Below are 20,037 nucleotides of genomic sequence, written 5' to 3'. Positions count from 1 at the left end.
ACACAAATAAAGGACGCATAGGATGCAGGTCACCGAGACTCTGAACGAAGGCCTAAAGCGCGGCTACACCATCACTGTAACCGCAGCAGAGCTGGAAGCGAAAGTAAACGAAAAGCTGACCGAAGCGCAGCCCGACATCGAAATGAAGGGTTTCCGCAAAGGCAAAGTGCCAATGGCGATGCTGAAGAAACAGTTCGGCCCACGCGTTCTGGGTGAATCGATGCAAGAAGCCATCGACGGCGCAATGAACGACCACCTGAAAGAATCGGGTGACCGTCCTGCTGCACAGCCTGAAATGAAAATGACCAACGAAGACTGGAAAGAAGGCGACGACGTTGTTGTTGAAGTTTCCTACGAACGTCTTCCTGATGTTCCAGAAGTCGATTTCAAAGACATCAAACTAGAGCGTCTGGTTGTCAAAGCTGACGACGCATCGGTTACCGAAGCGCTGGAAAACCTGGCGAAAACGGCTCAGTCGTTCGAAGACAAAGACGGCGCAGCAGAAAACGGCGACCAAGTTGTCATGGATTTCGTTGGCAAAGTTGACGGCGAAGCATTCGAAGGCGGCACCGCTGCTGATTACCCACTGGTTCTGGGTTCGAACTCCTTCATCCCAGGTTTCGAAGACGGTCTGGTTGGCGTGAAAGCCGGCGAAGAAAAAGACGTCGACGTCAAATTCCCAGAGGAATACGGCGCAGAGAACCTGGCTGGTAAAGACGCTGTTTTCACCTGCACCATCAAAGCAGTCAAAGCACCAGCAGACGCTGCAATCGATGACGAGCTGGCGAAAAAATTCGGCGCAGAAGATCTGGAAGGTCTGAAAGGCCAAATCGCAGAGCGTCTGCAAGAAGAATACAAAGGCGCAGCACGCGCAGTTGCAAAACGCAGCCTGCTGGACGCGCTGGACGGCAAAGTTGAATTCGACCTGCCAGAATCGCTGGTAGCCCAAGAAGCTTCGCAAATCGCACACCAGCTGTGGCACGAAGAGAACCCAGAAGTTCAAGACCACAACCACGGCGAAATCGAAACAACCGACGAGCACAAAGCTCTGGCTGCACGTCGCGTGAAACTGGGCCTGTTCCTGGCTGACATCGGTCAAAAAGCAGAAGTTTCGGTTTCCGACGCAGAGCTGACCCAAGCTGTCATGAACCAAGCACGCCAGTACCCAGGTCAAGAGCGTCAGTTCTTTGAATTCGTTCAGCAGAACGCACAGTTCCGCCAGCAGCTGCAGGCGCCAATCTTTGAAGACAAAGTTGTCGATCACATCTTTGACGTTGCAGACGTGACCGAAAAAGAAGTGTCCAAAGACGAGCTGACCAAAGCTGTTGAAGCGCTGGAAGACGAATAATTTAGATTCGTTTCTAATCTTTCGAGAGGCGTCCCTTAGGGGGCGCCTTTTTCGTTTTTGACAACCGATACGGTTAACGAGTTGACTAAAAGGTCCAAAACTAAGGTTTGTTCTAGGTCAAAACGGCATGTTTTCCTTTAGATTATCATCCTGAGAAACTACCCTGTCCGAAGGGGTGGAGAATATTGGAGAATGATATGAGATATTTGATCAGCGCAGCCTTTGGTTTGTTCGCACTTGGGACCGCGGCGCAGGCCTGCCCAGATTATTCGCAATGGGGCGACAGCTATAGCGTGACCGGTTCGCAAATGCGCAAGGGCGTTTATTTGAATGTGGTCGCTGGTGGTGAAAACTACATCGGGAATTGTCGTAATGTGACGCCGCAAACCGATATCGGTGCGGGATATTTTACGACAGCCCCTGATTTCACGCTGGAAATTTCGGGCATGTCCGGACTGGCGCTAGAGGTGGCTGTGGTCAGCGATTGTGATAGCGCGCTGCTGATCAATACGGCGTCGGGAACGTGGTACTATGACGACGACGATAACGGCAACTATGATCCACGCATCGTGTTGACCCGTCCAATTGATGGTTATCTGGATGTTTGGATCGGCACCTATGACGGCGATTATTGCGATGCCCAGCTACAGCTAGAAACATTCCGCCGCTGAGGTCGTGAGAAAACAAAAAGCCCCGCAAAAGCGGGGCTTTTCTATTTCCGAAAGAAGAGAGCCGATTATTCGGCGTCTTCGTCCGCTGCAGCTGCGCCGACTTCGTCGAACAGTTCTGCGATTTCGTTTTCTGCTTCTGCTTCAGCTTCGGCAGCCAGTTCCTGGATCGATTTACCCGACGCTTGCAGTTCGGCTTCTTCAGCGGAACGTGCAACGTTGATGGTGATCGAAACGGTAACTTCTGGGTGCAGAACAACGCTTACGTCGTGCAGACCCAGGTCTTTGATTGGGCCGTTCAGCACAACCTGTTTTTTGTCGACCGAGAAGCCACCTTCGGAAGCAACGTCAGCGATGTCACGAGGTGTGACGGAGCCGTACAGTGCGCCCGAATCCGAAGCGGAACGAATCACGATGAACTGTTCGCCGTTCAGACGATCGCCCAGTGCTTCTGCTTCTTTTTTGGTTTCCAGGTTGCGAGCTTCCAGCTGAGCTTTGTCAGCGTCGAACTTTGCTTTGTTAGCTTCGTTCGCGCGCAGTGCTTTGCCCTGAGGCAGCAGGAAGTTGCGTGCGTAGCCGTCTTTAACAGCAACGATGTCGCCCATTTGGCCCAATTTGGCCACGCGTTCTAGCAGGATTACGTCCATTGGATTTGCTCCTTACTTAACAGCGTATGGCAGCAGAGCCAGGAAACGAGCGCGTTTGATGGCTTGAGCCAGTTTACGCTGGTTTTTGGCGCCTACAGCAGTGATGCGGGCAGGTACGATTTTGCCGCGCTCAGAGATGTAGCGCTGCAGAAGACGGGTGTCTTTGTAGTCGATTTTCGGAGCGTTTTCGCCCTCGAATGGGTCCGACTTACGACGACGGAAAAATGGTTTGGTAGCCATGACTTAGTGTCCTTTCAAGATCGGATTAGCGGCGTTCACGGCGACCTTCGCGGTCGTCACGTTTCTGCATCTGAACCGATGGGCCTTCTTGGTGTTCGTCGACTTTGATGGTCAGAACACGCATGACGTCGTCATGCAGGCGCATCAGGCGTTCCATTTCCTGAACAGCCGACGAAGGTGCGTCGGTGCGCAAGAAAGCGTAGTGGCCTTTGCGGTTCTTGTTGATCTTGTAGGCCATAGTCTTAACGCCCCAGTATTCGCTCTCAACGACTTTGCCGCCGTTGTCAGCCAATACGGTGCCGAAGTGTTCGACTAGGCTTTCTGCCTGCGCGTTGGACAAGTCCTGACGCGAGATAAAGACATGCTCGTATAGTGGCATGTGCACTCCTGTTTTTCAGCGCATTTCATAGGGCGGGTTTTCTTTCCGCTCCCACCCACGAGAGACTGCGCAGTTCATACGATCTGCGGAAAGATGGGGCCTTATACGCGGTTAGGCGTCAAACACAAGACTCTGTTTGGTATGATCTGTGATACGTGAGAATGGATTAACGCAAAGGTTGCGCTCAAATGCCTGAACTTCGTCTGGGGTGTGCCCGTTTTCTGCCATTTTTACCAGTTTACGTAGGGTTGCAGGACAAAGGTGGATTTCATGACCGCAGCCTATTCAAGAGATCATTTTTCAATCGACGCCGACTTTATCAGTCGATTTAGCCGTTTAGAGGGGACAAACGTGCGCGAAACGCATTGGGGATACGTAATAAAAGGAACCGAGGCCGAGCATATGCGTGTTCGCATGGCGCAAGCCGCGTCCTGTTTCATGGGCGGGGCTTTTCTGATCTCGGCTGTGGCGCTTTGGGTTTTCCCATCGCGGGCTTTGGCGGCGGGGTTTGAACTGCATCTGGCGTTGACCTGCGTTTTTATGGCCGTTGGTTATTTTCTGGTGCGATACGGGACACGCGGATCTTTGGTCGAAATCGAGGTGGATCTGAACGCCAAAGAATTGCGCGAGGTGGTGCGCAACCGTGCAGGGCGTCCATCGCTAGTGGGCAAATGGGCATTCGATAGTTTTGGCGGCTTGTTCATTGATCGCAGCAAACTGTCATCGGGCGAGGCCGCTTTGATGCTGCGTTACCGCGACACGGCCACGGTTGTCGAAGTTGCAAGTGGTCCGTTGGCGCGGATCGAAAACCTGCGCGACCGTTTGGGCCGCGATGTTTTTGCGTCGCAACTGCGCTGATCTAATCTGTCTGATGCCCCGTGTTCCTTGTGATTGACGTCTAGTCACGCTAATGCAGGTCCAAACAGGACCAAAGGGGCATTCCAGATGCGTGCATTCGTTTTTCCGGGGCAGGGCGCTCAGACCATCGGTATGGGCAAAGCGCTGGCAGAGGCATATCCAGCCGCTCAGGCTATTTTTGATGAAGTTGACGACGCTTTGGGTGAAAAGCTGTCGGCGCTGATCTGGGAAGGCGACATCGAAACGCTGACCCTGACTGCAAACGCACAACCTGCGTTGATGGCGACGTCGCTGGCTGCGATGCGCGCGTTGGAATCCGAAGGTGTTGAAATCACCGCCGCTGATTTTGTGGCTGGCCATTCGCTGGGCGAATATTCGGCACTGGCTGCGGCTGGTGCGTTGTCTGTTGCCGACACCGCGCGGTTGTTGCGCATTCGCGGCAACGCGATGCAATCGGCAGTACCCGTTGGGGTAGGCGCCATGGCCGCGCTGCTGGGTCTGGATTTCGAAACGGCCAAAGCCGTTGCGGACGAAGCTGCCCAAGGCCAGATCTGTCAGGCGGCAAACGACAATGACCCGTCTCAGGTTGTTGTGTCCGGCCATAAAGAGGCTGTTGAACGCGCCCTGACAATCGCCAAGGAAAAGGGCGCAAAACGCGCGCTGTTGCTGCCTGTATCCGCGCCTTTCCATTGCGCATTGATGCAGCCTGCTGCCGATGCAATGGCCGAAGCGTTGGATGATGTCACCATCAACGAACCAGCCGTTCCAGTTGTTGCAAACGTCCGCGCGTCGGCTGTGACCGACCCTGCGCTGATCCGTTCGCTATTGGTGGAACAGGTCACTGGGTCCGTCCGTTGGCGCGAAAGCGTTCTGTGGATGGGTGAACAGGGCGTCACCGAAGCGTGGGAAATCGGTGCGGGCAAAGCGTTGTCCGGCATGATCAAACGCATCAACAAAGAAATCGCGCCGACGGCTGTTGGCACCCCTGATGATGTCGCCGCCGCTGTTGCCGCGCTGAACAACTAAGAAATAGGTATTACTATGTTTGATCTTACTGGAAAGAACGCTCTTGTTACTGGTGCGTCGGGCGGCATCGGTGCAGAAATCGCCAAAGCGCTACACGCGGCTGGCGCAACCGTTGGCCTGTCGGGCACCCGCGTTGAACCGCTAGAGGCTTTGGCCGCTGAACTGGGCGAACGCGCGCATGTTCTGCCTTGTAACCTAAGCGATGCAGCCGCCGTTGACGCACTGCCGAAACAAGCGGCAGAGGCGATGGGGTCGGTTGATATTCTGATCAACAACGCTGGCATCACCCGCGACCAGATTTTCATGCGCATGTCGGACGACGAGTGGGCTTCTGTTCTAGAGGTTAACCTGACCTCGACCATGCGCCTGTGCAAAGGCGTGATCCGCGGCATGATGAAATCCCGTTGGGGCCGCATCGTGAACATTTCGTCCATCGTTGGCGCGACAGGCAACCCGGGTCAGGCAAACTATGCCGCGTCCAAGGCGGGCATGATCGGCATGTCGAAATCCATCGCGTACGAAGTCGCAAGCCGCGGTATCACCGTGAATTGCGTCGCGCCTGGTTTCATTGCGACCGCGATGACCGACAAATTGAACGACGATCAAAAAGAAACCATCAACAAACAAATCCCTGCTGCACGCATGGGTACGCCCGCTGAAATCGCGGCTGCTGTTTTGTATCTGGCAAGCCAAGAGGCCGGTTACACCACAGGCGCGACCATTCACGTCAACGGCGGTATGGCGATGCTGTAAAAGCACAGCTGACTGTTTTTGTCGGCTTTTATTCTTAAAATTCTCATAAAGGGGGTGGCTTATGGCCGCCCTTTTTTATTAGAATTTATCTAATAAAAATAATGGGGGCACATTATGGGGCGTAAAGCAGGATTTACGGACGATCAGGTATTTGTTTGGCTGGCCGATCATTTGGCGCAAGCACCTGGCGTGACAGTGCAGCAAGTATCCAAAGGCACAGGCGTATCGGTCGGGTCGCTGTATCACCGCTACGGTTCGATGGAAGGTCTATTGGCCGAAAGCTGGCTATGGGCACATGGAAAATATCGCGAACTGATCGAAGGCGCGTTGGAACATACTGGCGTTAGGGGCGCGGTACGGGCGTCTTTGCGCGGTTTGGTTTTGACCAGTGAATGCCGTTCGGCAGCAAACCTATTGTTTGCAGTGCCGGAACGCTATCTGGTGCGCGGCGGGATCGAACAAGCAACCGCAACCCGAATCCAAAAGGAAAAGGCGGCATTCAACGACGCGATCGTAACGTTTGCTGAACGAGAAGATTTCGATATTGAGACAATCGAATTGGCTGTCATTCAGATGCCAAAGGCGATTTTGCAGAAATATCTTCCGTTTGATGACATTCCCGAAGCGGTTTCGTTCTATATTAAAAAGACTTGTCGCATGATGGTGACAAATCCGATTAACGTTACAGAGCCAGAGCCTGCGTGAAAGCGTTTGCCTTGGCGTCAATCTCTGCTATAGGCGCATTGAGTTTTCCGGATGACCCCTTATTTAGGGTCGGTCGGAATTGTCCCTACGGGGGCAGTTAAACCGCCCTCCGGGGCATACAAAGTAGGGCAAAAGCCCATTGAACGTGAGGACTTGAAATGAGCGACGTTGCAGATCGTGTTCGCAAAATCGTAGTTGAGCACCTGGGTGTTGAAGAAGAAAAAGTAACCGAGAACGCTTCGTTCATCGATGATCTGGGCGCAGACAGCCTGGACACCGTTGAGCTGGTTATGGCGTTCGAAGAAGAGTTCGGCATCGAAATCCCAGACGACGCTGCTGAAACCATCCAGACTTTCGGCGACGCTGTAAAATTCATCTCCGAAGCTCAGTAATTTTTACTGACGCATCGCAGAAATCTAGGCGGCATCCTTTGGGGTGCCGCTTTTCTTTTGTGTGTTGGTCATCGGAAAAATGACGGCACCAAAATCGCCAAGTCGGATTTTGACAAAGGTTTGCTGAATTTCAGGCCGCAGTAATGGGCATTGGCCCACATTTTAGCGGCAGAGATCGCCCCGATTTCTAGGCGCACGGACATGGGGCGGTCTATTGATTTGGGGCCAGAATGAAATTTCACCTTTGCGCCTTCGCGGCTGATGTCGAATAGCGTCGCGTCATGGCTCAAACCGTCGATTTGGACGATTGTTTGGATCCGACACGGATAGCGCTGCGCACGTTTGTTGTGTTTTGTCGACCACAGCGCAAAACCCGAAATAGCCAAAACAACGAACATGACGATGCCGACAATGCTGGCAATGACGTTGATTGGCCTGAAATTTACGCTGTCTTGTTGGTTTTGGGGGGGTGGCGGCTGCGCGGTCAGGCAACTATCGCCTAAAATACGCAAAGCTGATGCAGCCATTTTAAGGTTTGAAATGGATTGGATCGCCCGAGTTTGCGCGCGCAAGTCGTTTGCCATCCGCAAATCGGTGATGCTGTTTGTGGTTTGTGTTGCAGCGGTCACGATGGTGCGCAACTGATTGGCTGTGGCGTAGGGGTGCAACGCGTTATGAACCGTTGCCGCGTCCAGTTTGATGTGGGTGCTGGTTAGGAAAAACAGCGCTTCGGTTGGTGGCGGGGTGGTTTCGGCAATCTGGATATGGGCGGCAAAGGCCCGATCCAAATCTGAAACCAGATTACAATCAATCGCTGCAAACGTGCGAAACGGCAGAAAAATGATCAGAACACTTGTGAAAATACGCGACATATTGCGGATTTACCCCACGAATCCCAATTGTTGGTAAACGGCGGACTGTGGTTTGACTTGCCCATCGGGGGGCGAACAGGCTATTGGGGGCCAAGAGAATTCAAGAGCTGAGGGCAGAAAATGCGCCGTGTCGTAGTAACAGGATTGGGTCTAGTCACACCATTGGCTGACGGGGTCGAAGAAACATGGACCCGTCTGCTGGACGGACAATCGGGCGCAGGGCCCATCACGCAGTTTGATCCAGAGGGTCTGGCAACGACCTATGCGTGCGAAGTCAAACGTGGTGACGGCACCGACGGCACCTTTGACGCTGCTAAATACATGGCGCCAAAAGAACAGCGCAAAGTGGACGATTTCATTTTGTTCGGCGTTGCGGCTGCGCAACAAGCGGTCGAAGATTCTGGTTGGGTTGCTGAAACCGACGAACAGAAAAACCGCACCGGCGTTTTGATCGGTTCGGGCATCGGTGGTCTGAAATCCATCGCTGACACCGCCGTCATGATCGAAGAAAAAGGCCCGCGCCGCGTGTCGCCATTCTTTATCCCTGGTGCGCTGATCAACCTGATCTCTGGTCAGGTGTCGATCAAATACGATTTCAAAGGCCCGAACCATTCGGTTGTCACCGCCTGTTCGACAGGTGCCCACGCAATCGGTGATGCAGCACGTCTGATCAAATACGGCGCAGCAGACGTTATGGTTGCTGGCGGCGCAGAGGCTGCGATTTGTAAAATCGGTATCGCTGGTTTCAACGCGTGTAAGGCGCTGTCGACCAAAGGCGCCGAAGATCCAAAATCGGCATCGCGTCCATATGATGCGGACCGTGATGGTTTCGTCATGGGCGAAGGTGCAGGTGTTGTTGTTCTAGAAGATTACGAACACGCCAAAGCGCGCGGCGCGAAAATCTATGCCGAAGTTCTGGGCTATGGCATGTCGGGCGATGCGTATCACATCACTGCTCCGTCCGAGGATGGCGAAGGCGCAGGCCGTTGCATGGACGCTGCGTTGAAAGACGCAGGCATTGATGCATCCGCGATCGACTACATCAACGCGCACGGCACTTCGACGATGGCTGACACCATCGAACTGGGCGCTGTTGAACGCATGCTGGGCGACAACGCTGGCAAAGTGACCATGTCGTCGACCAAATCGATGACCGGCCACCTGTTGGGCGCTGCTGGCGCGATCGAAGCGATCTTTTCGATCCTTGCGATCCGCGATCAGGTTGCACCGCCGACCATTAACTTGGACAACCCTGCTGTTGAAACCGCAGTTGATCTGGCGCCGAACAAAAAAGTCGAACGCGAAATCAATGTGGCTTTGTCGAATTCGTTCGGCTTTGGCGGTACCAACGCAAGCGTGATTTTCGGGAAAGCCAGCTAAATGTGGAAGGCCATCGCGTCGAATGCGCTGACGCTGTTTATCGTGATCTTGTTCCTGCTGGGTGGTGTCATCCTGTGGGGCAAGGATCAGTATGTCGCTGAAGGTCCGTTAGAACAGGGTGTCTGTTTCAAGGTTGAAAGCGGCACGGTGTTTCGGCGCGTGGCCCCGCAGCTAGAAGAAATCAACGCGATTTCGAACCTGACCGTGTTCAACATGGGCGTGAAATATTCAGGTCTGGAAAGCCAGCTGAAAGCGGGCAGTTTCCTGCTGACACCTGGTATGTCGATGGACGAAATCGCGCATGAATTGACTCGTTCGGGTCAAAGCTCTTGCGGGTCGGAAATCGTGTATCGTGTGGGCGTGAATGCTGCGACCGCCGAACTACGCGCGACAAATCCGGAAACGGGCGCCTATGAAGAACTGGCTCAGTTCGACCTAGGTGCTGCTGATGTTCCGTCTGTATTTGTGGATGCCGCTGCAAATGACGACACGGAATTTCGTGTGGTCATCGCCGAAGGTGTCACTAGTTGGCAGGTTCTAACCAGCCTGTCGTCGATTGGTGTGTTGGAACATGATGTTGACACGGTCCCCGCCGAAGGCAGCCTTGCGCCGAATAGTTACTATTTCGCACCCGGCGATACGGTAAGCGAATTGATCAACGAAATGGTCACAGCGCAGGCCGCGATTCTGACCGAAGCGTGGGAAGGTCGTGATGACGATCTGCCATTCGACACCCCAGAAGAAGCGCTGATCCTTGCGTCCATTGTTGAAAAAGAAACGGGTATTGCGGGTGAACGTCCGCAGGTCGCCAGTGTCTTTATCAACCGTCTGCGTCAGGGTATGCGCCTGCAAACGGACCCGACGGTGATCTATGGTATCACCAATGGCGAAGGTGTGCTGGGCCGCGGTATTCGCCGCAGTGAATTGGACCGCGTGACGCCATACAACACCTATCAGATTGATGGGATGCCTCCGACGCCTATCGCAAACCCAGGTCGCGATGCGATCTTTGCCGCGGTTAATCCAGATGAAACGGATTACATTTTCTTTGTTGCGAAAACGCTGAATGCCTCTGATGGTCACGCGTTTGCGGTGACATTGGCCGAACACAATCGGAACGTGGCGAATTTGCGCGCGCTAGAGGCCGCAGCCCAATAACGCGCGGTGCGTTAAGGCGATACTGATCAAAACAGGCGTAGGGTCATCCTACGCTAGAGACGCGAAAGGCGGTCCATAGCGGGCCGCCTTTTTCGTTGCTCACCCATGTGGCGGAGATACCCAAAACAGGCATCAGAACCATGACGGGACAAAACACACAGCAACATACCGCAGCCCAAGCCAAGGTAGACGATTTGAGGCAGGTCTATCACAGCGCGGGCAAAGTGTTGCACGGGCTGATCATTCGCGCCGAAGAGGGCGACGCGGAAACAGCAAAGAAACTGACCAACCAACTAGGAGTGCTGACAGAGCTGTTTGCGCGTTTGCGCAAGGCCGAGGACGCATTTGAGGATAAATTCGGAGAAGGAACTCGGGATGGAGACATCGATTTCGACGCCGTTCGACTGTCGATCGGGCGCAGACTTGATCGCATCCGGCACAGCCGAACAGCAGGCGGCATTTCTGGATGATCTGACAGATGATGAAATCCAAGCGTTGCCCTATCTGTTTGATTTTTGGGCAATGGAACATCAGCTGCCGCCCACTGGCGAATGGCGGACTTGGGTGATTATGGGCGGGCGCGGCGCGGGGAAAACCCGCGCCGGTGCCGAATGGGTCAGGTCAATGGTCGAAGGTGCGCGCCCCCGCGATAAGGGGCGCGCGAACCGCGTTGCGATTGTTGGTGAAACCTTTGATCAGGCACGCGAGGTCATGGTGTTCGGCGATAGTGGCATTATGGCCTGTTCCCCGCCTGATCGGCGGCCAACGTGGGTGTCGGGGCGCAAAATGTTGGTGTGGCCGAACGGGGCGACCGCGCAGGTTTTTTCAGCCTTCGATCCCGAAGCGTTACGCGGGCCACAATTTGATGCGGTCTGGGCCGATGAAATCGCGAAATGGAAACGGGGCGCTGAAACGTGGGATATGATCCAGTTTGGTCTACGGTTGGGGGATGATCCGCGCGCGTGTGTGACGACAACGCCGCGCAATGCGGATGTGCTGAAATCCCTGTTGGAACGCGAAAGCACTGTAATGACCCATGCGCCGACACATGCCAACCGCGCCAATCTAGCGGCCGGTTTCCTAGAGGAAGTCGAACGTCGATATGCGGGAACGCGGCTAGGGCGGCAGGAATTGGACGGCGTGCTATTGGCCGATGTCGAAGGTGCGTTGTGGCGGTCGGCTGATTTGCAGGCCGCGCAGGTGGATCATGTGCCGCCCTTGGATCGCATTGTCGTGGCCGTTGATCCGCCTGTGACGGGCCACAAAGGATCGGATGACTGCGGTATTATCGTGGCTGGCGTAAAAATGGATGGACCGCCGCAAGACTGGACCGCCTATGTGATCGAAGATGCAACCGTATCTGCCGCCAAACCATCGGATTGGGCCAAGGCAGCCGTTGATGCCATGAAACGCCACGGCGCTGATCGGCTGATTGCAGAGGTCAATCAGGGGGGCGCTTTGGTCGAAACTGTGGTGCGGCAGGTCGATCCGCTGATCGCCTATCGCGCTGTGCGGGCGTCCAAAGGTAAAGCCGCCCGCGCCGAACCTATTGCCGCCCTTTATGAACAGGGACGGGTGCGACATCTGCGGGGTTTGTGTGACCTAGAGGACCAGATGTGCATGATGACGCTGCGCGGCTTTGACGGGGCAGGGTCGCCAGATCGCGTCGATGCGCTGGTATGGGCGTTACATGATCTGGTGATCGTGCCATCGGGCCAATACCGCGCGCCGCGCATGCGTGGGCTGTTCTAAATCAGGCCGTCCCGTTCCATTTTTCGGAACCATGGGATGTCAGACAGTGGCAGGTTGATTTGCCCGAAAAAACGTTCAAGCCGGCCCAATGTGGCCGGTTTGTTGAGTCCTAGAAACTGCACCGCGTTATGGCCCATGATTTCGGTTTTCGAGTCGGGCAAGATACCCTCCATGCTGTGCGCGTAATCTTTGGCTAGGCCAGATGGCATGTGCCAGTCGCTGCCGTAGATCAGGCGATCGGCGATCTTTGGGTTGTCTTTGATGAATTTTGTGATGGCTGGTTTTAGCAGCTCGGCTTCTTTAGAATCTTCGAACAATTCGCCATGCGCGGATGTGTCTAACCAAATGTTGCACGGATCGCCCGCGGTGAGGCGTTCCAGGATGTACCCCGTGGTGCGGCTGAACCACGGATGTTCGCGCACGGTTTCCTGTTCATATACAAACCCGCCAGATAAGTGCCCCAGACAGACACGGAAATTCGGGTGAGTTTGTTCCAAACGCTCCATCAGTTGAATCCAGTGTTGTGTTGAATTGGTCCAGTTATCTGGATTTTCACCGCGCAACTGACAGGTCGGGTTTGCCAAAATGCCAGTGCCATGGTGGGTGAGCAAGGGCACGTTTATTTCGTCATACATATCATAAAGTAGATCCATTTGCCTTTGGATATAGGGGCCATCACGTTCGCCCCAAACACCGTCCTGATCATCAGGCGACGATGTATTGCGGCATCCGAAATTTGTATTATCCAACGGCTCAATTCCGACCGAGGGATGAATTTTCACCCCCAGAAACCCGTAATCCAAAATTGCAGTCCGAACAAAGTCGATCGTGTAATCGGCATTGTTGGTATATTCGGCGGCCCGTTCGGGATTGAACGACACAAAAGGCAGAATCCGCCCTTTGGTTGCCAGCGCGAGTTTCGAATAAAACTGGCGCTGTTTTTGGGGATCGTAGAAATCGACGTCACCGCGCACTTCGTACATATCGACCATCGACGTGATGAACAAATCGATCTGAGGCGCGCTGGCGATCAACAGCGCGGCATTGCGCATGCGGTTGCGCATAAAAACCAGTGGCTCGTCCTCGGCTGGTCTGGTTTGAAAATTTGGCAACGACGTTTTTTGACGATCAGAGGCCGTCGCGCAGAAACCCGGGATGTCCATGTCAGCATCGATAACCGCCTGTAGATCATTGATTTCGCGGCTAAGGGCCCGTGTATACGGCGCAAGCATGAACCGCACCGTATCGGTGTTAAAGGGGATGTTTGCATTCAGCTCTTCGCGGCGGCGCAGGAATTCCATCGCGTCGCCGTCCCGCAGGTTCATGATGTGGTTATGCATATCAATCCGCAACATCCCATCAGGATGGGCGTCGTCGCACACAGCGTCGTAGTGCGGTTGATTTCATAGTCGGGTAGCGGGGCGCAAGCAGACAGGCCAAAGGTCGCTGTTGCGCCAGACATAAAATGGCGTCGCAACATATCAGTAGCGAAAATAACTCATTACAATAAATCCAGCGTATCACATTTTCCGTTCCGTCCAAAGCGGGCGTTGCGCGGCCCTGCGTACGATGGGGTGAGGTGATGTGAACCTATTTAAGTCAAATTCTGTTTCATCAGATCGGACAGCGGCCAAACACGCCGCATAGATCAAGGAGAAATGGATGTTTGACTTTCTGAAACGTGGAGCGGCCGTAGATGGCGCGACCGAAGTGAAAGCTTCGGCCACGGGAAAGGTTTTGGGGCTGGGCGCAGGACGGGCCATTTGGTCGTCGCGGGATACTGTTTCGCTAACAAAGGGCGGGTTCACACGTAATCCTGTTGGGTTTCGCGCGGTTAAACTGATCGCAGAAGCCGCCGCAGCATTGCCGCTGATCCTGCAGGATGCAGAGCGGCGCTACGAAGACCATCCCGTTAACAAACTACTATCGCGTCCAAATAATGCTCAGGGCCGCGCAGAGCTGTTCGAGGCGCTGTATGGGTATCTGTTGTTGTCGGGTGACGCCTATATCGAGGCTGTCGGTGACGGAACGTTGCCAATCGAACTCCATGCGTTGCGCCCTGAACGGATGCAAGTTGTCCCTGGTGCGGATGGTTGGCCGATTGCGTATGACTATGTTGTTGGCGGGCGAAAGCACCGTTTCAACATGGGCGAAACCGCCAATTCGATCTGTCACATCAAATCGTTTCACCCACAGGATGACCATTATGGGTTTTCCCCGCTAGAGGCCGCCGCATCTGCGATTGATGTGCATAATGCTGCATCGAATTGGTCCAAGGCGTTGCTGGACAATGCGGCCCGCCCATCCGGTGCGATTGTGTATAAAGGCGTTGATGGACAGGGCAGTTTGTCGGCGGATCAATACGATCGTTTGCTGCATGAAATGGAATCCATGCATCAAGGCGCACGAAACGCCGGTCGGCCGATGCTGTTAGAGGGTGGTCTGGATTGGAAACCGATGGGGTTCAGTCCATCCGATATGGAATTCCAAAAAACCAAAGAAGCCGCCGCGCGAGAAATCGCGATTGCGTTCGGCGTTCCCCCAATGTTGCTGGGTATTCCGGGCGACGCGACCTATGCCAATTACCAAGAGGCCAATCGCGCATTCTATCGTTTGACTGTTTTGCCTTTGGCGACGCGGGTCACAAACGTGGTGTCCAACTGGCTGGCTGAATTTACGGGCGAGCCATTGGTATTGCGTCCTGACCTTGACCAAATCCCGGCGCTGTCTGCCGAACGTGATGCCAGATGGCGCCGTATCAGCGAGGCTTCGTTTCTAAGCGCGGCCGAAAAACGCGCGCTGTTGGGGTTGCCGCCGAAAGAGGTGGGTGATGGCAGCTAAGGTTTTGGATTTCACAGCCAAGCGTCCGGGAAATGATTTCTGGAACGCTCAATTGGAAATGCGTTTGGGGCGGATTGAAACTGTCGTGTCGCGTGTCCGCCTGCAAATTTGGATTTTGATTGGTACCTGTACGGCGATGGTTGTGATGGATGTTTTGCAGATGTTGAATGAAGGTTCAGTATGAATTTAGAGCACAAATTCAGTAAGTTGGGTGGTGATGTGAAAGTCACCAACGGACACGAGATCGAAGGTTATGCATCGTATTTCGGAGCCGTCGATCAAGGCAACGATGTGGTTGAACGTGGTGCATATGCTGCGTCATTGGCAAAGCTGAATGCCAAAGGCGATAAGGTGAAAATGCTGTGGCAGCATGATCCAGCGCAGCCCATCGGCATATGGGACGAGGTCCGTGAAACCGAACGTGGTCTATGGGTCAAAGGACGTATTTTGGCCGACGTAGAAAAAGGGCGCGAAGCCATCGCCCTGATCGAAGCGGGGGCAATCGACGGCCTGTCGATCGGATACCGCACGGTCAAATCCACAAAAAATGCCCAAGGCCAACGGCTTTTGGCGGAATTGGAGCTATGGGAGGTGTCGCTTGTGACGTTTCCCATGCTGTCCGAGGCGCGGGTCGGTGCGAAAAGCGACACGTTGATCGATACTGATCTGCGCGAATTGGCGTCCGCACTAAGGGACGCGAGTAGCTTGATGGCGTCAGCCGAAATCTAAGCGACTTTTACAAAGGAAAATCGAATGAATGCACCTCAGGCGCAGGCTGGGGCCGGAGAAGATCTGTCTTCGGTCAAAGATCTGAAATCAGCGATTGCTGATTTTGTAAGCGAATTCAAACACTTTTCTAACGGCATTGATGCCAAATTCAAAAAACAGGAAAACCGCATGACCCTAATGGACCGTAAATCGATGACTGCTGCTCGCCCCGTTTTGGCCGGAGCTGCGGCCTCTGATGTTCCTCATCAAAAGGCGTTTGGCGCATATCTGCGTTCGGGTGACGACGATGGTTTGCGCGATCTGCCGCTAGAGGGCAAAGCGATGTCGACCGCTGTGGCGGCGGATGGCGGTTATCTGGTCGATCCTCAGACCTCGGATTCGATCAAATCGGCGCTGAATGCGATGGCTTCGATCCGTGCCATTGCGTCCGTTGTGACGGTCGAAGCGACGTCGTTTGATGTTCTGGTCGATCACACCGAAATGGGTTCGGGCTGGGCGAATGAAACGTCGGCGTTGACTGAAACCGATACGCCGCAAATTGACCGTATTACCATTCCGGTTAACGAACTATCCGCAATGCCAAAGATTTCGCAACGCCTGCTGGATGATAGCGCATTTGATATCGAAGGTTGGCTGGCCGGCCGTATTTCGGATAAATTTGCACGTTCCGAAGCCGCCGCATTTATCAACGGTGATGGCGCCGATAAACCGACAGGTTTCCTAAGTTATCCAACCGTGGACAACGACGTCTGGACCTGGGGCAACCTTGGCTATGTTGTGACTGGAAATGACGGCGCAATTGATGACGGCGATTCCATCATCGAACTGGTCTATTCGCTGGGTGCCGAATACCGCGCGAATGCGACTTTTGTAATGAATTCCAAAACCGCTGGCGCTGTGCGTAAACTCAAAGACGCAGATGGTCGTTTCCTGTGGGCGGACGGTCTGGCAGCGGGCGAACCTGCGCGTCTGATGGGCTACCCGGTTCTGATCGCCGAAGACATGCCAGATATCGGTTCGAACGCGACAGCCGTGGCATTTGGTGATTTCGCCAATGGCTATACCATCGCCGAACGTCCTGATGTGCGTGTCCTGCGCGACCCATTCTCGGCCAAGCCGCATGTCCTGTTCTATGCGACCAAACGCGTTGGCGGTGCGGTTAGCGATTTCAAAGCAATCAAACTGCTGAAATTCGGCACCGCCTAAGGGCAGTCGAACAGGGGCGGCTTTGGTCGCCCCCTTATCGGACGCGCACGTAGCACCTGTTGCTATCTAGTATTTTCCCTCCGCCCGAGCGGCAACAGGGTGCGCGTCCGGCTTTAGGCGGGGATAGGGCCGGAAATCGGAGAAATTTGATGATGTTAATCGAGGAAACCACGGTGCCACAATCGGCGCTACCGGTGGCGGAGCTGAAGGATCACCTGCGACTGGGGTCCGGTTTCGCCGATGACGGTTTACAGGATGGCATACTGGAAACATGTTTGCGTGCGGCCATGGCGGCGATCGAGGCGCGTACCGGTAAAATCCTGATCGAACGCGAATTCAGTTGGACTGTTCGCGCATGGCGAAAAAACGATGAACAATCGCTGCCGGTGGCACCCGTGAGCGTGGTATCGGCGATCGACCTGACGGATCGGTCAGGCAAGGTTACCGCGGCGACCCATGGCTGGACGTTTGTGCCGTCGCTACAACGACCGGTCATCGTGGCGACAGGATCGAACCTGCCGCAGATTGCAGTTCACGGTTCGGCGCAGGTGTATTTTCTAGCTGGGTTTGGTCCTGAATGGTCCGATGTCCCTGCGGATTTAGGCCAGGCCACAATGATGTTGGCGGCGCATTTCTATGATTTCCGCCACGGCGAAGGCTCGGGCACGGACATGATGCCGCCTTCGGTTGCGGTGATTGTGGAACGTCATCGCACGGTTCGGATCGGAGGCAGCTTATGAAAGCGCCCATATTGAACCGAGCATTGATTTTAGAAACCCCCGAACGGGTTCCTGATGGTGCGGGTGGGTTCCAAACCTTTTGGACGGCCATTGGCCTGCATTGGGCGCATGTCGATACACGTTCGGCGGGCCAAATTGCGGGCGCAGGTAGCGCGGTGTCGCGGGTCAAAATGCGCATTACCGTACGCGGTGCGCCAATGGGTGCGCCATCGCGCCCGAAACCCGAACAACGGTTCCGCGAAGGCGACCGCATTTTCCAGATCCAAGCCGTCAGCGATGCTGACCGCGACGGGCGCTATCTGATCTGTCACGTATCCGAGGAGGTCACAGTATGAGCTATGCAATGAGCTCTGCATTACAAGCCTCTGTTTATAATGCCTTAATATCTGATGCAGGTTTAGATGAATTGGTCGCTGGCGCGATCTACGATGCCCTACCAACCGGCGCTTTGCCAGCGCTCTATGTGACGCTTGGGCCAGAAAAAGTGGTCGATTTTTCAGATCAAACCGGTCACGGCGCGCGTCACGAATTTACCGTTTCGATCGTCAGCGAAAGCGCAGGCTTTGCAGCGGCCAAACAGGTTGCTGGTGCCGTCTGTGACGCCCTGGTCGACGCCGATCTGTCGCTATCGCGCGGGCGTTTGATTGCATTGAATTTCCGCAGCGCCAAAGCCGCACGCATCGATAGCGGCTCGGCGCGTCAAATTGTTCTGACGTTCCGCGCGTTCGTCCAAGACACCTAATTACCCTGAAAAAGGAGCAAACCCATGGCTGCCCAAAATGGCAAAGACCTGTTGATTAAAATGGATATGACCGGCGATGGCCTGTTTGAAACTGCCGCTGGATTGCGTGCAACCCGGATCAGTTTCAATGCCGAAACCGTCGATGTCACAAGCATGGAAAGCGCCGGTGGATGGCGTGAATTGCTGGGCGGGTCCGGTGTGAAATCCGCGGCGATTTCTGGATCCGGTGTTTTCAAAGATGACGCAACCGACGAACGCGCGCGGCAGATTTTCTTTGACGGGATCACGCCCGATTTTCAGGTCATCATCCCAGATTTCGGAACTGTCCAAGGGGCTTTTCAGATCACGTCGATCGAATACGCAGGCAGCCACAACGGCGAAGCGACATATGAAATGTCGTTGGCGTCCGCTGGCGCGTTAACCTTTGTGGCTGCCTAATGGTGAACCCATATGCCGGAGAGGTCAGCCTAACGGTCGATGGGCAGCCAATGGTTTGCAAATTGACCTTGGGTGCATTGGCGGAATTAGAGCAGACCCTGCAGGTCGGATCTTTGGTGGATCTGATCAAAAGGTTCGAAGCGGGTGAATTCACGTCGTCGGATGTCTTGGCGCTATGCGTTGCTGGGCTGCGAGGTGGTGGATGGCGCGGAACCGTTGATGATCTGTTTTGCGCAGAGATTGAAAATGGTCCCGTAGGTGCCGCGCGCGCCGCCGCTGAAATGTTGGCCCGCGCGTTTTCTCCGCCTGAATAGCATGGATTGGGCGGGGCTAATGAGGGCGGGGTTTCGGGGGCTGGGCCTGAAACCAGCAGAGTTCTGGAACCTGACCCCGGTAGAATTGATGCTGATGTTGGGCGTTGACGCGGCCACTCCGTCAATGGGCAGAGCCCGTTTGATGGAATTGGCAGCGCGTTTTCCCGACACAATTAACAGAGGATAACATGGCCGATATTGATCAATTGGACGATCTGGAATCCGGTCTGGATGCCATAGAAAAAAGCCTGTCAGAAACGACATCAATGGCGTCCGCCTTTGACGCGCAGTTGCGTCTGACGCGGTCGACACTATCCGATACAGCGCGCGATCTGGGTAAGCTTGAAACAGGGTTTTCGTCAGGTTTACGCAAAGCATTCGATGGTTTGGCATTCAATGGGATGAAGCTGTCGGATGCGTTGACGTCGCTTGCGCAGTCGATGTCGAACACGGTCTACAACGCCGCGATGAAACCTGTGACGGATCAATTAGGGACCCTGTTGGCGGGTGGCCTGAATTCGTTGGTTTCTGGCACTTTGCCGTTCGCAAAAGGCGGTGCGTTTTCCCAAGGCCGCGTGATGCCATTTGCCAAAGGCGGTGTCGTGTCCAGCCCTGTGACGTTTCCGATGCGCGGCGCAACCGGCCTGATGGGCGAGGCAGGCCCAGAAGCCATCATGCCTTTGACTCGCGGCAGTGACGGTCGCCTAGGTGTCGCAGCCCAAGGCGGTGGAAGCGTCAATGTCACAATGAATATTTCGACACCCAACGTCGAAGGTTTTCAGAAAAGCCAAACCCAAATTGCGGCGCAGGTTTCGCGTGCCATGGGCCGCGCCAATCGTAATCGATAGG

27 protein-coding genes are annotated in these 20,037 nt (G+C 54.6%); 22 read left to right on the top strand and 5 right to left on the bottom strand.

Annotation, left to right across the window (positions count from 1 at the left end; genetic code table 11):
* Positions 1–22 precede the first annotated feature (22 nt).
* Positions 23–1,348, top strand: coding sequence for a trigger factor (gene tig, locus ACXAGA_RS10970; protein ID WP_475117516.1), 1,326 nt, complete (start codon positions 23–25; stop codon positions 1,346–1,348).
* A gap of 197 nt (positions 1,349–1,545) precedes the next feature.
* The gene (locus ACXAGA_RS10965) at positions 1,546–2,019 is read left to right on the top strand and encodes a hypothetical protein (RefSeq protein ID WP_475117515.1); all 474 of its coding nucleotides are present in this window, start codon (positions 1,546–1,548) and stop codon (positions 2,017–2,019) included.
* Positions 2,020–2,084: 65 nt separating this feature from the next.
* Here ACXAGA_RS10965 and rplI read toward each other — a convergent pair whose 3' ends face one another.
* The 3 genes from rplI to rpsF are packed head-to-tail and all read right to left on the bottom strand — an operon-like array spanning position 2,085 to position 3,282.
* Positions 2,085–2,663: a 50S ribosomal protein L9 gene (rplI, locus tag ACXAGA_RS10960; RefSeq protein WP_475117514.1), complete on the bottom strand. Its 579-nt coding sequence runs from the start codon at positions 2,661–2,663 to the stop codon at positions 2,085–2,087.
* A gap of 12 nt (positions 2,664–2,675) precedes the next feature.
* On the bottom strand, positions 2,676–2,903 hold the full coding sequence (rpsR, locus tag ACXAGA_RS10955; protein WP_045996359.1) for a 30S ribosomal protein S18: 228 nt from the start codon (positions 2,901–2,903) through the stop codon (positions 2,676–2,678).
* Between the two features lie 25 nt (positions 2,904–2,928).
* Positions 2,929–3,282, bottom strand: a complete 354-nt coding sequence (rpsF, locus tag ACXAGA_RS10950; protein ID WP_086450329.1) for a 30S ribosomal protein S6 — start codon at positions 3,280–3,282, stop codon at positions 2,929–2,931.
* A gap of 270 nt (positions 3,283–3,552) precedes the next feature.
* On the opposite strand from rpsF, the gene ACXAGA_RS10945 reads away from it, so the two are divergent.
* From ACXAGA_RS10945 to ACXAGA_RS10925, 5 genes are all read left to right on the top strand, one after another.
* The gene (locus ACXAGA_RS10945; RefSeq protein ID WP_475117513.1) at positions 3,553–4,140 is read left to right on the top strand and encodes a hypothetical protein; all 588 of its coding nucleotides are present in this window, start codon (positions 3,553–3,555) and stop codon (positions 4,138–4,140) included.
* Positions 4,141–4,227: 87 nt separating this feature from the next.
* Positions 4,228–5,166, top strand: a complete 939-nt coding sequence (gene fabD / locus ACXAGA_RS10940; protein WP_475117512.1) for an ACP S-malonyltransferase — start codon at positions 4,228–4,230, stop codon at positions 5,164–5,166.
* Positions 5,167–5,181: 15 nt separating this feature from the next.
* On the top strand, positions 5,182–5,919 hold the full coding sequence (gene fabG, locus ACXAGA_RS10935; protein WP_086450332.1) for a 3-oxoacyl-[acyl-carrier-protein] reductase: 738 nt from the start codon (positions 5,182–5,184) through the stop codon (positions 5,917–5,919).
* Positions 5,920–6,033: 114 nt separating this feature from the next.
* Positions 6,034–6,624: a TetR/AcrR family transcriptional regulator gene (locus ACXAGA_RS10930; protein WP_475117511.1), complete on the top strand. Its 591-nt coding sequence runs from the start codon at positions 6,034–6,036 to the stop codon at positions 6,622–6,624.
* A gap of 158 nt (positions 6,625–6,782) precedes the next feature.
* Positions 6,783–7,016, top strand: a complete 234-nt coding sequence (locus ACXAGA_RS10925; RefSeq protein ID WP_086450334.1) for an acyl carrier protein — start codon at positions 6,783–6,785, stop codon at positions 7,014–7,016.
* Positions 7,017–7,084: 68 nt separating this feature from the next.
* On the opposite strand, the gene ACXAGA_RS10920 is transcribed toward ACXAGA_RS10925, so the two are convergent.
* Entirely contained in the window at positions 7,085–7,888 is an 804-nt protein-coding gene (locus tag ACXAGA_RS10920) for a hypothetical protein (RefSeq protein WP_475117510.1), read from the bottom strand.
* A 120-nt stretch (positions 7,889–8,008) separates the two neighbouring features.
* On the opposite strand from ACXAGA_RS10920, the gene fabF reads away from it, so the two are divergent.
* The 4 genes from fabF (at position 8,009) to ACXAGA_RS10900 (ending at position 12,178) form a co-directional block, all read left to right on the top strand.
* Positions 8,009–9,268 (top strand): beta-ketoacyl-ACP synthase II, encoded by a 1,260-nt coding sequence (fabF, locus tag ACXAGA_RS10915; protein ID WP_475117509.1) that lies wholly within the window; start codon positions 8,009–8,011, stop codon positions 9,266–9,268.
* Positions 9,269–10,426, top strand: a complete 1,158-nt coding sequence (gene mltG / locus ACXAGA_RS10910) for an endolytic transglycosylase MltG (protein ID WP_475117508.1) — start codon at positions 9,269–9,271, stop codon at positions 10,424–10,426.
* A 140-nt stretch (positions 10,427–10,566) separates the two neighbouring features.
* Positions 10,567–10,896, top strand: coding sequence for a hypothetical protein (locus ACXAGA_RS10905; protein ID WP_475117507.1), 330 nt, complete (start codon positions 10,567–10,569; stop codon positions 10,894–10,896).
* Positions 10,802–12,178, top strand: a complete 1,377-nt coding sequence (locus ACXAGA_RS10900; RefSeq protein WP_475117506.1) for a DNA-packaging protein — start codon at positions 10,802–10,804, stop codon at positions 12,176–12,178. The genes ACXAGA_RS10905 and ACXAGA_RS10900 overlap by 95 nt, the downstream gene beginning before the upstream one ends.
* Here the strand turns inward: ACXAGA_RS10900 and ACXAGA_RS10895 are convergent.
* Positions 12,175–13,518 (bottom strand): amidohydrolase family protein, encoded by a 1,344-nt coding sequence (locus ACXAGA_RS10895; RefSeq protein ID WP_475117505.1) that lies wholly within the window; start codon positions 13,516–13,518, stop codon positions 12,175–12,177. The two genes, ACXAGA_RS10900 and ACXAGA_RS10895, sit on opposite strands and share 4 nt — an antisense overlap.
* A 322-nt stretch (positions 13,519–13,840) precedes the next feature.
* Here ACXAGA_RS10895 and ACXAGA_RS10890 point away from each other — a divergent pair, with 322 nt between their 5' ends.
* The 11 genes from ACXAGA_RS10890 to ACXAGA_RS10840 all read left to right on the top strand — a co-directional run bounded on the left by ACXAGA_RS10890 (position 13,841) and on the right by ACXAGA_RS10840 (position 20,036).
* Positions 13,841–15,019, top strand: coding sequence for a phage portal protein (locus tag ACXAGA_RS10890; RefSeq protein ID WP_475117504.1), 1,179 nt, complete (start codon positions 13,841–13,843; stop codon positions 15,017–15,019).
* On the top strand, positions 15,009–15,203 hold the full coding sequence (locus tag ACXAGA_RS10885) for a hypothetical protein (protein WP_475117503.1): 195 nt from the start codon (positions 15,009–15,011) through the stop codon (positions 15,201–15,203). The genes ACXAGA_RS10890 and ACXAGA_RS10885 overlap by 11 nt, the downstream gene beginning before the upstream one ends.
* Complete coding sequence (locus ACXAGA_RS10880; RefSeq protein WP_475117502.1) at positions 15,200–15,748, top strand: HK97 family phage prohead protease; 549 nt, start codon at positions 15,200–15,202, stop codon at positions 15,746–15,748. Before ACXAGA_RS10885 ends, ACXAGA_RS10880 begins: the two co-directional genes overlap by 4 nt.
* 24 nt (positions 15,749–15,772) lie before the next feature.
* Positions 15,773–16,954 (top strand): phage major capsid protein, encoded by a 1,182-nt coding sequence (locus ACXAGA_RS10875; protein WP_475117501.1) that lies wholly within the window; start codon positions 15,773–15,775, stop codon positions 16,952–16,954.
* 149 nt (positions 16,955–17,103) lie between these two features.
* Positions 17,104–17,694: a head-tail connector protein gene (locus tag ACXAGA_RS10870; protein ID WP_475117500.1), complete on the top strand. Its 591-nt coding sequence runs from the start codon at positions 17,104–17,106 to the stop codon at positions 17,692–17,694.
* Positions 17,691–18,029, top strand: coding sequence for a head-tail adaptor protein (locus ACXAGA_RS10865; RefSeq protein WP_475117499.1), 339 nt, complete (start codon positions 17,691–17,693; stop codon positions 18,027–18,029). The genes ACXAGA_RS10870 and ACXAGA_RS10865 overlap by 4 nt, the downstream gene beginning before the upstream one ends.
* Positions 18,026–18,436 (top strand): DUF3168 domain-containing protein, encoded by a 411-nt coding sequence (locus ACXAGA_RS10860; RefSeq protein ID WP_475117498.1) that lies wholly within the window; start codon positions 18,026–18,028, stop codon positions 18,434–18,436. The genes ACXAGA_RS10865 and ACXAGA_RS10860 overlap by 4 nt, the downstream gene beginning before the upstream one ends.
* Before the next feature lie 24 nt (positions 18,437–18,460).
* A complete protein-coding gene (locus tag ACXAGA_RS10855) occupies positions 18,461–18,874 on the top strand; it encodes a phage major tail protein, TP901-1 family (RefSeq protein ID WP_475117497.1) in 414 nt (137 codons plus the stop codon).
* Complete coding sequence (locus ACXAGA_RS10850) at positions 18,874–19,188, top strand: gene transfer agent family protein (protein WP_475117496.1); 315 nt, start codon at positions 18,874–18,876, stop codon at positions 19,186–19,188. The genes ACXAGA_RS10855 and ACXAGA_RS10850 overlap by 1 nt, the downstream gene beginning before the upstream one ends.
* Before the next feature lie 19 nt (positions 19,189–19,207).
* Positions 19,208–19,375 (top strand): phage tail assembly chaperone, encoded by a 168-nt coding sequence (locus ACXAGA_RS10845; protein WP_475117495.1) that lies wholly within the window; start codon positions 19,208–19,210, stop codon positions 19,373–19,375.
* Position 19,376: 1 nt separating this feature from the next.
* Positions 19,377–20,036 (top strand): phage tail tape measure protein, encoded by a 660-nt coding sequence (locus tag ACXAGA_RS10840; RefSeq protein ID WP_475117494.1) that lies wholly within the window; start codon positions 19,377–19,379, stop codon positions 20,034–20,036.
* The last annotated feature ends 1 nt before the right edge of the window (position 20,037 follow it).

The sequence above is a fragment of the Marivivens sp. ABH4_498 genome (assembly GCF_056160585.1).
This window is presented reverse-complemented; position numbering and strand designations above follow the sequence as displayed.

What these genes read in the sequence shown, in the direction of transcription:
- tig (WP_475117516.1), top strand. Translation starts at nt 23, where the DNA reads ATGCAGGTCACCGAGACTCTGAACGAAGGCCTAAAGCGCGGCTACACC.
- ACXAGA_RS10965 (WP_475117515.1), top strand. Translation starts at nt 1,546, where the DNA reads ATGAGATATTTGATCAGCGCAGCCTTTGGTTTGTTCGCACTTGGGACC.
- rplI (WP_475117514.1), bottom strand. Translation starts at nt 2,663, where the DNA reads ATGGACGTAATCCTGCTAGAACGCGTGGCCAAATTGGGCCAAATGGGC.
- rpsR (WP_045996359.1), bottom strand. Translation starts at nt 2,903, where the DNA reads ATGGCTACCAAACCATTTTTCCGTCGTCGTAAGTCGGACCCATTCGAG.
- rpsF (WP_086450329.1), bottom strand. Translation starts at nt 3,282, where the DNA reads ATGCCACTATACGAGCATGTCTTTATCTCGCGTCAGGACTTGTCCAAC.
- ACXAGA_RS10945 (WP_475117513.1), top strand. Translation starts at nt 3,553, where the DNA reads ATGACCGCAGCCTATTCAAGAGATCATTTTTCAATCGACGCCGACTTT.
- fabD (WP_475117512.1), top strand. Translation starts at nt 4,228, where the DNA reads ATGCGTGCATTCGTTTTTCCGGGGCAGGGCGCTCAGACCATCGGTATG.
- fabG (WP_086450332.1), top strand. Translation starts at nt 5,182, where the DNA reads ATGTTTGATCTTACTGGAAAGAACGCTCTTGTTACTGGTGCGTCGGGC.
- ACXAGA_RS10930 (WP_475117511.1), top strand. Translation starts at nt 6,034, where the DNA reads ATGGGGCGTAAAGCAGGATTTACGGACGATCAGGTATTTGTTTGGCTG.
- ACXAGA_RS10925 (WP_086450334.1), top strand. Translation starts at nt 6,783, where the DNA reads ATGAGCGACGTTGCAGATCGTGTTCGCAAAATCGTAGTTGAGCACCTG.
- ACXAGA_RS10920 (WP_475117510.1), bottom strand. Translation starts at nt 7,888, where the DNA reads ATGTCGCGTATTTTCACAAGTGTTCTGATCATTTTTCTGCCGTTTCGC.
- fabF (WP_475117509.1), top strand. Translation starts at nt 8,009, where the DNA reads ATGCGCCGTGTCGTAGTAACAGGATTGGGTCTAGTCACACCATTGGCT.
- mltG (WP_475117508.1), top strand. Translation starts at nt 9,269, where the DNA reads ATGTGGAAGGCCATCGCGTCGAATGCGCTGACGCTGTTTATCGTGATC.
- ACXAGA_RS10905 (WP_475117507.1), top strand. Translation starts at nt 10,567, where the DNA reads ATGACGGGACAAAACACACAGCAACATACCGCAGCCCAAGCCAAGGTA.
- ACXAGA_RS10900 (WP_475117506.1), top strand. Translation starts at nt 10,802, where the DNA reads ATGGAGACATCGATTTCGACGCCGTTCGACTGTCGATCGGGCGCAGAC.
- ACXAGA_RS10895 (WP_475117505.1), bottom strand. Translation starts at nt 13,518, where the DNA reads ATGCATAACCACATCATGAACCTGCGGGACGGCGACGCGATGGAATTC.
- ACXAGA_RS10890 (WP_475117504.1), top strand. Translation starts at nt 13,841, where the DNA reads ATGTTTGACTTTCTGAAACGTGGAGCGGCCGTAGATGGCGCGACCGAA.
- ACXAGA_RS10885 (WP_475117503.1), top strand. Translation starts at nt 15,009, where the DNA reads ATGGCAGCTAAGGTTTTGGATTTCACAGCCAAGCGTCCGGGAAATGAT.
- ACXAGA_RS10880 (WP_475117502.1), top strand. Translation starts at nt 15,200, where the DNA reads ATGAATTTAGAGCACAAATTCAGTAAGTTGGGTGGTGATGTGAAAGTC.
- ACXAGA_RS10875 (WP_475117501.1), top strand. Translation starts at nt 15,773, where the DNA reads ATGAATGCACCTCAGGCGCAGGCTGGGGCCGGAGAAGATCTGTCTTCG.
- ACXAGA_RS10870 (WP_475117500.1), top strand. Translation starts at nt 17,104, where the DNA reads ATGATGTTAATCGAGGAAACCACGGTGCCACAATCGGCGCTACCGGTG.
- ACXAGA_RS10865 (WP_475117499.1), top strand. Translation starts at nt 17,691, where the DNA reads ATGAAAGCGCCCATATTGAACCGAGCATTGATTTTAGAAACCCCCGAA.
- ACXAGA_RS10860 (WP_475117498.1), top strand. Translation starts at nt 18,026, where the DNA reads ATGAGCTATGCAATGAGCTCTGCATTACAAGCCTCTGTTTATAATGCC.
- ACXAGA_RS10855 (WP_475117497.1), top strand. Translation starts at nt 18,461, where the DNA reads ATGGCTGCCCAAAATGGCAAAGACCTGTTGATTAAAATGGATATGACC.
- ACXAGA_RS10850 (WP_475117496.1), top strand. Translation starts at nt 18,874, where the DNA reads ATGGTGAACCCATATGCCGGAGAGGTCAGCCTAACGGTCGATGGGCAG.
- ACXAGA_RS10845 (WP_475117495.1), top strand. Translation starts at nt 19,208, where the DNA reads ATGAGGGCGGGGTTTCGGGGGCTGGGCCTGAAACCAGCAGAGTTCTGG.
- ACXAGA_RS10840 (WP_475117494.1), top strand. Translation starts at nt 19,377, where the DNA reads ATGGCCGATATTGATCAATTGGACGATCTGGAATCCGGTCTGGATGCC.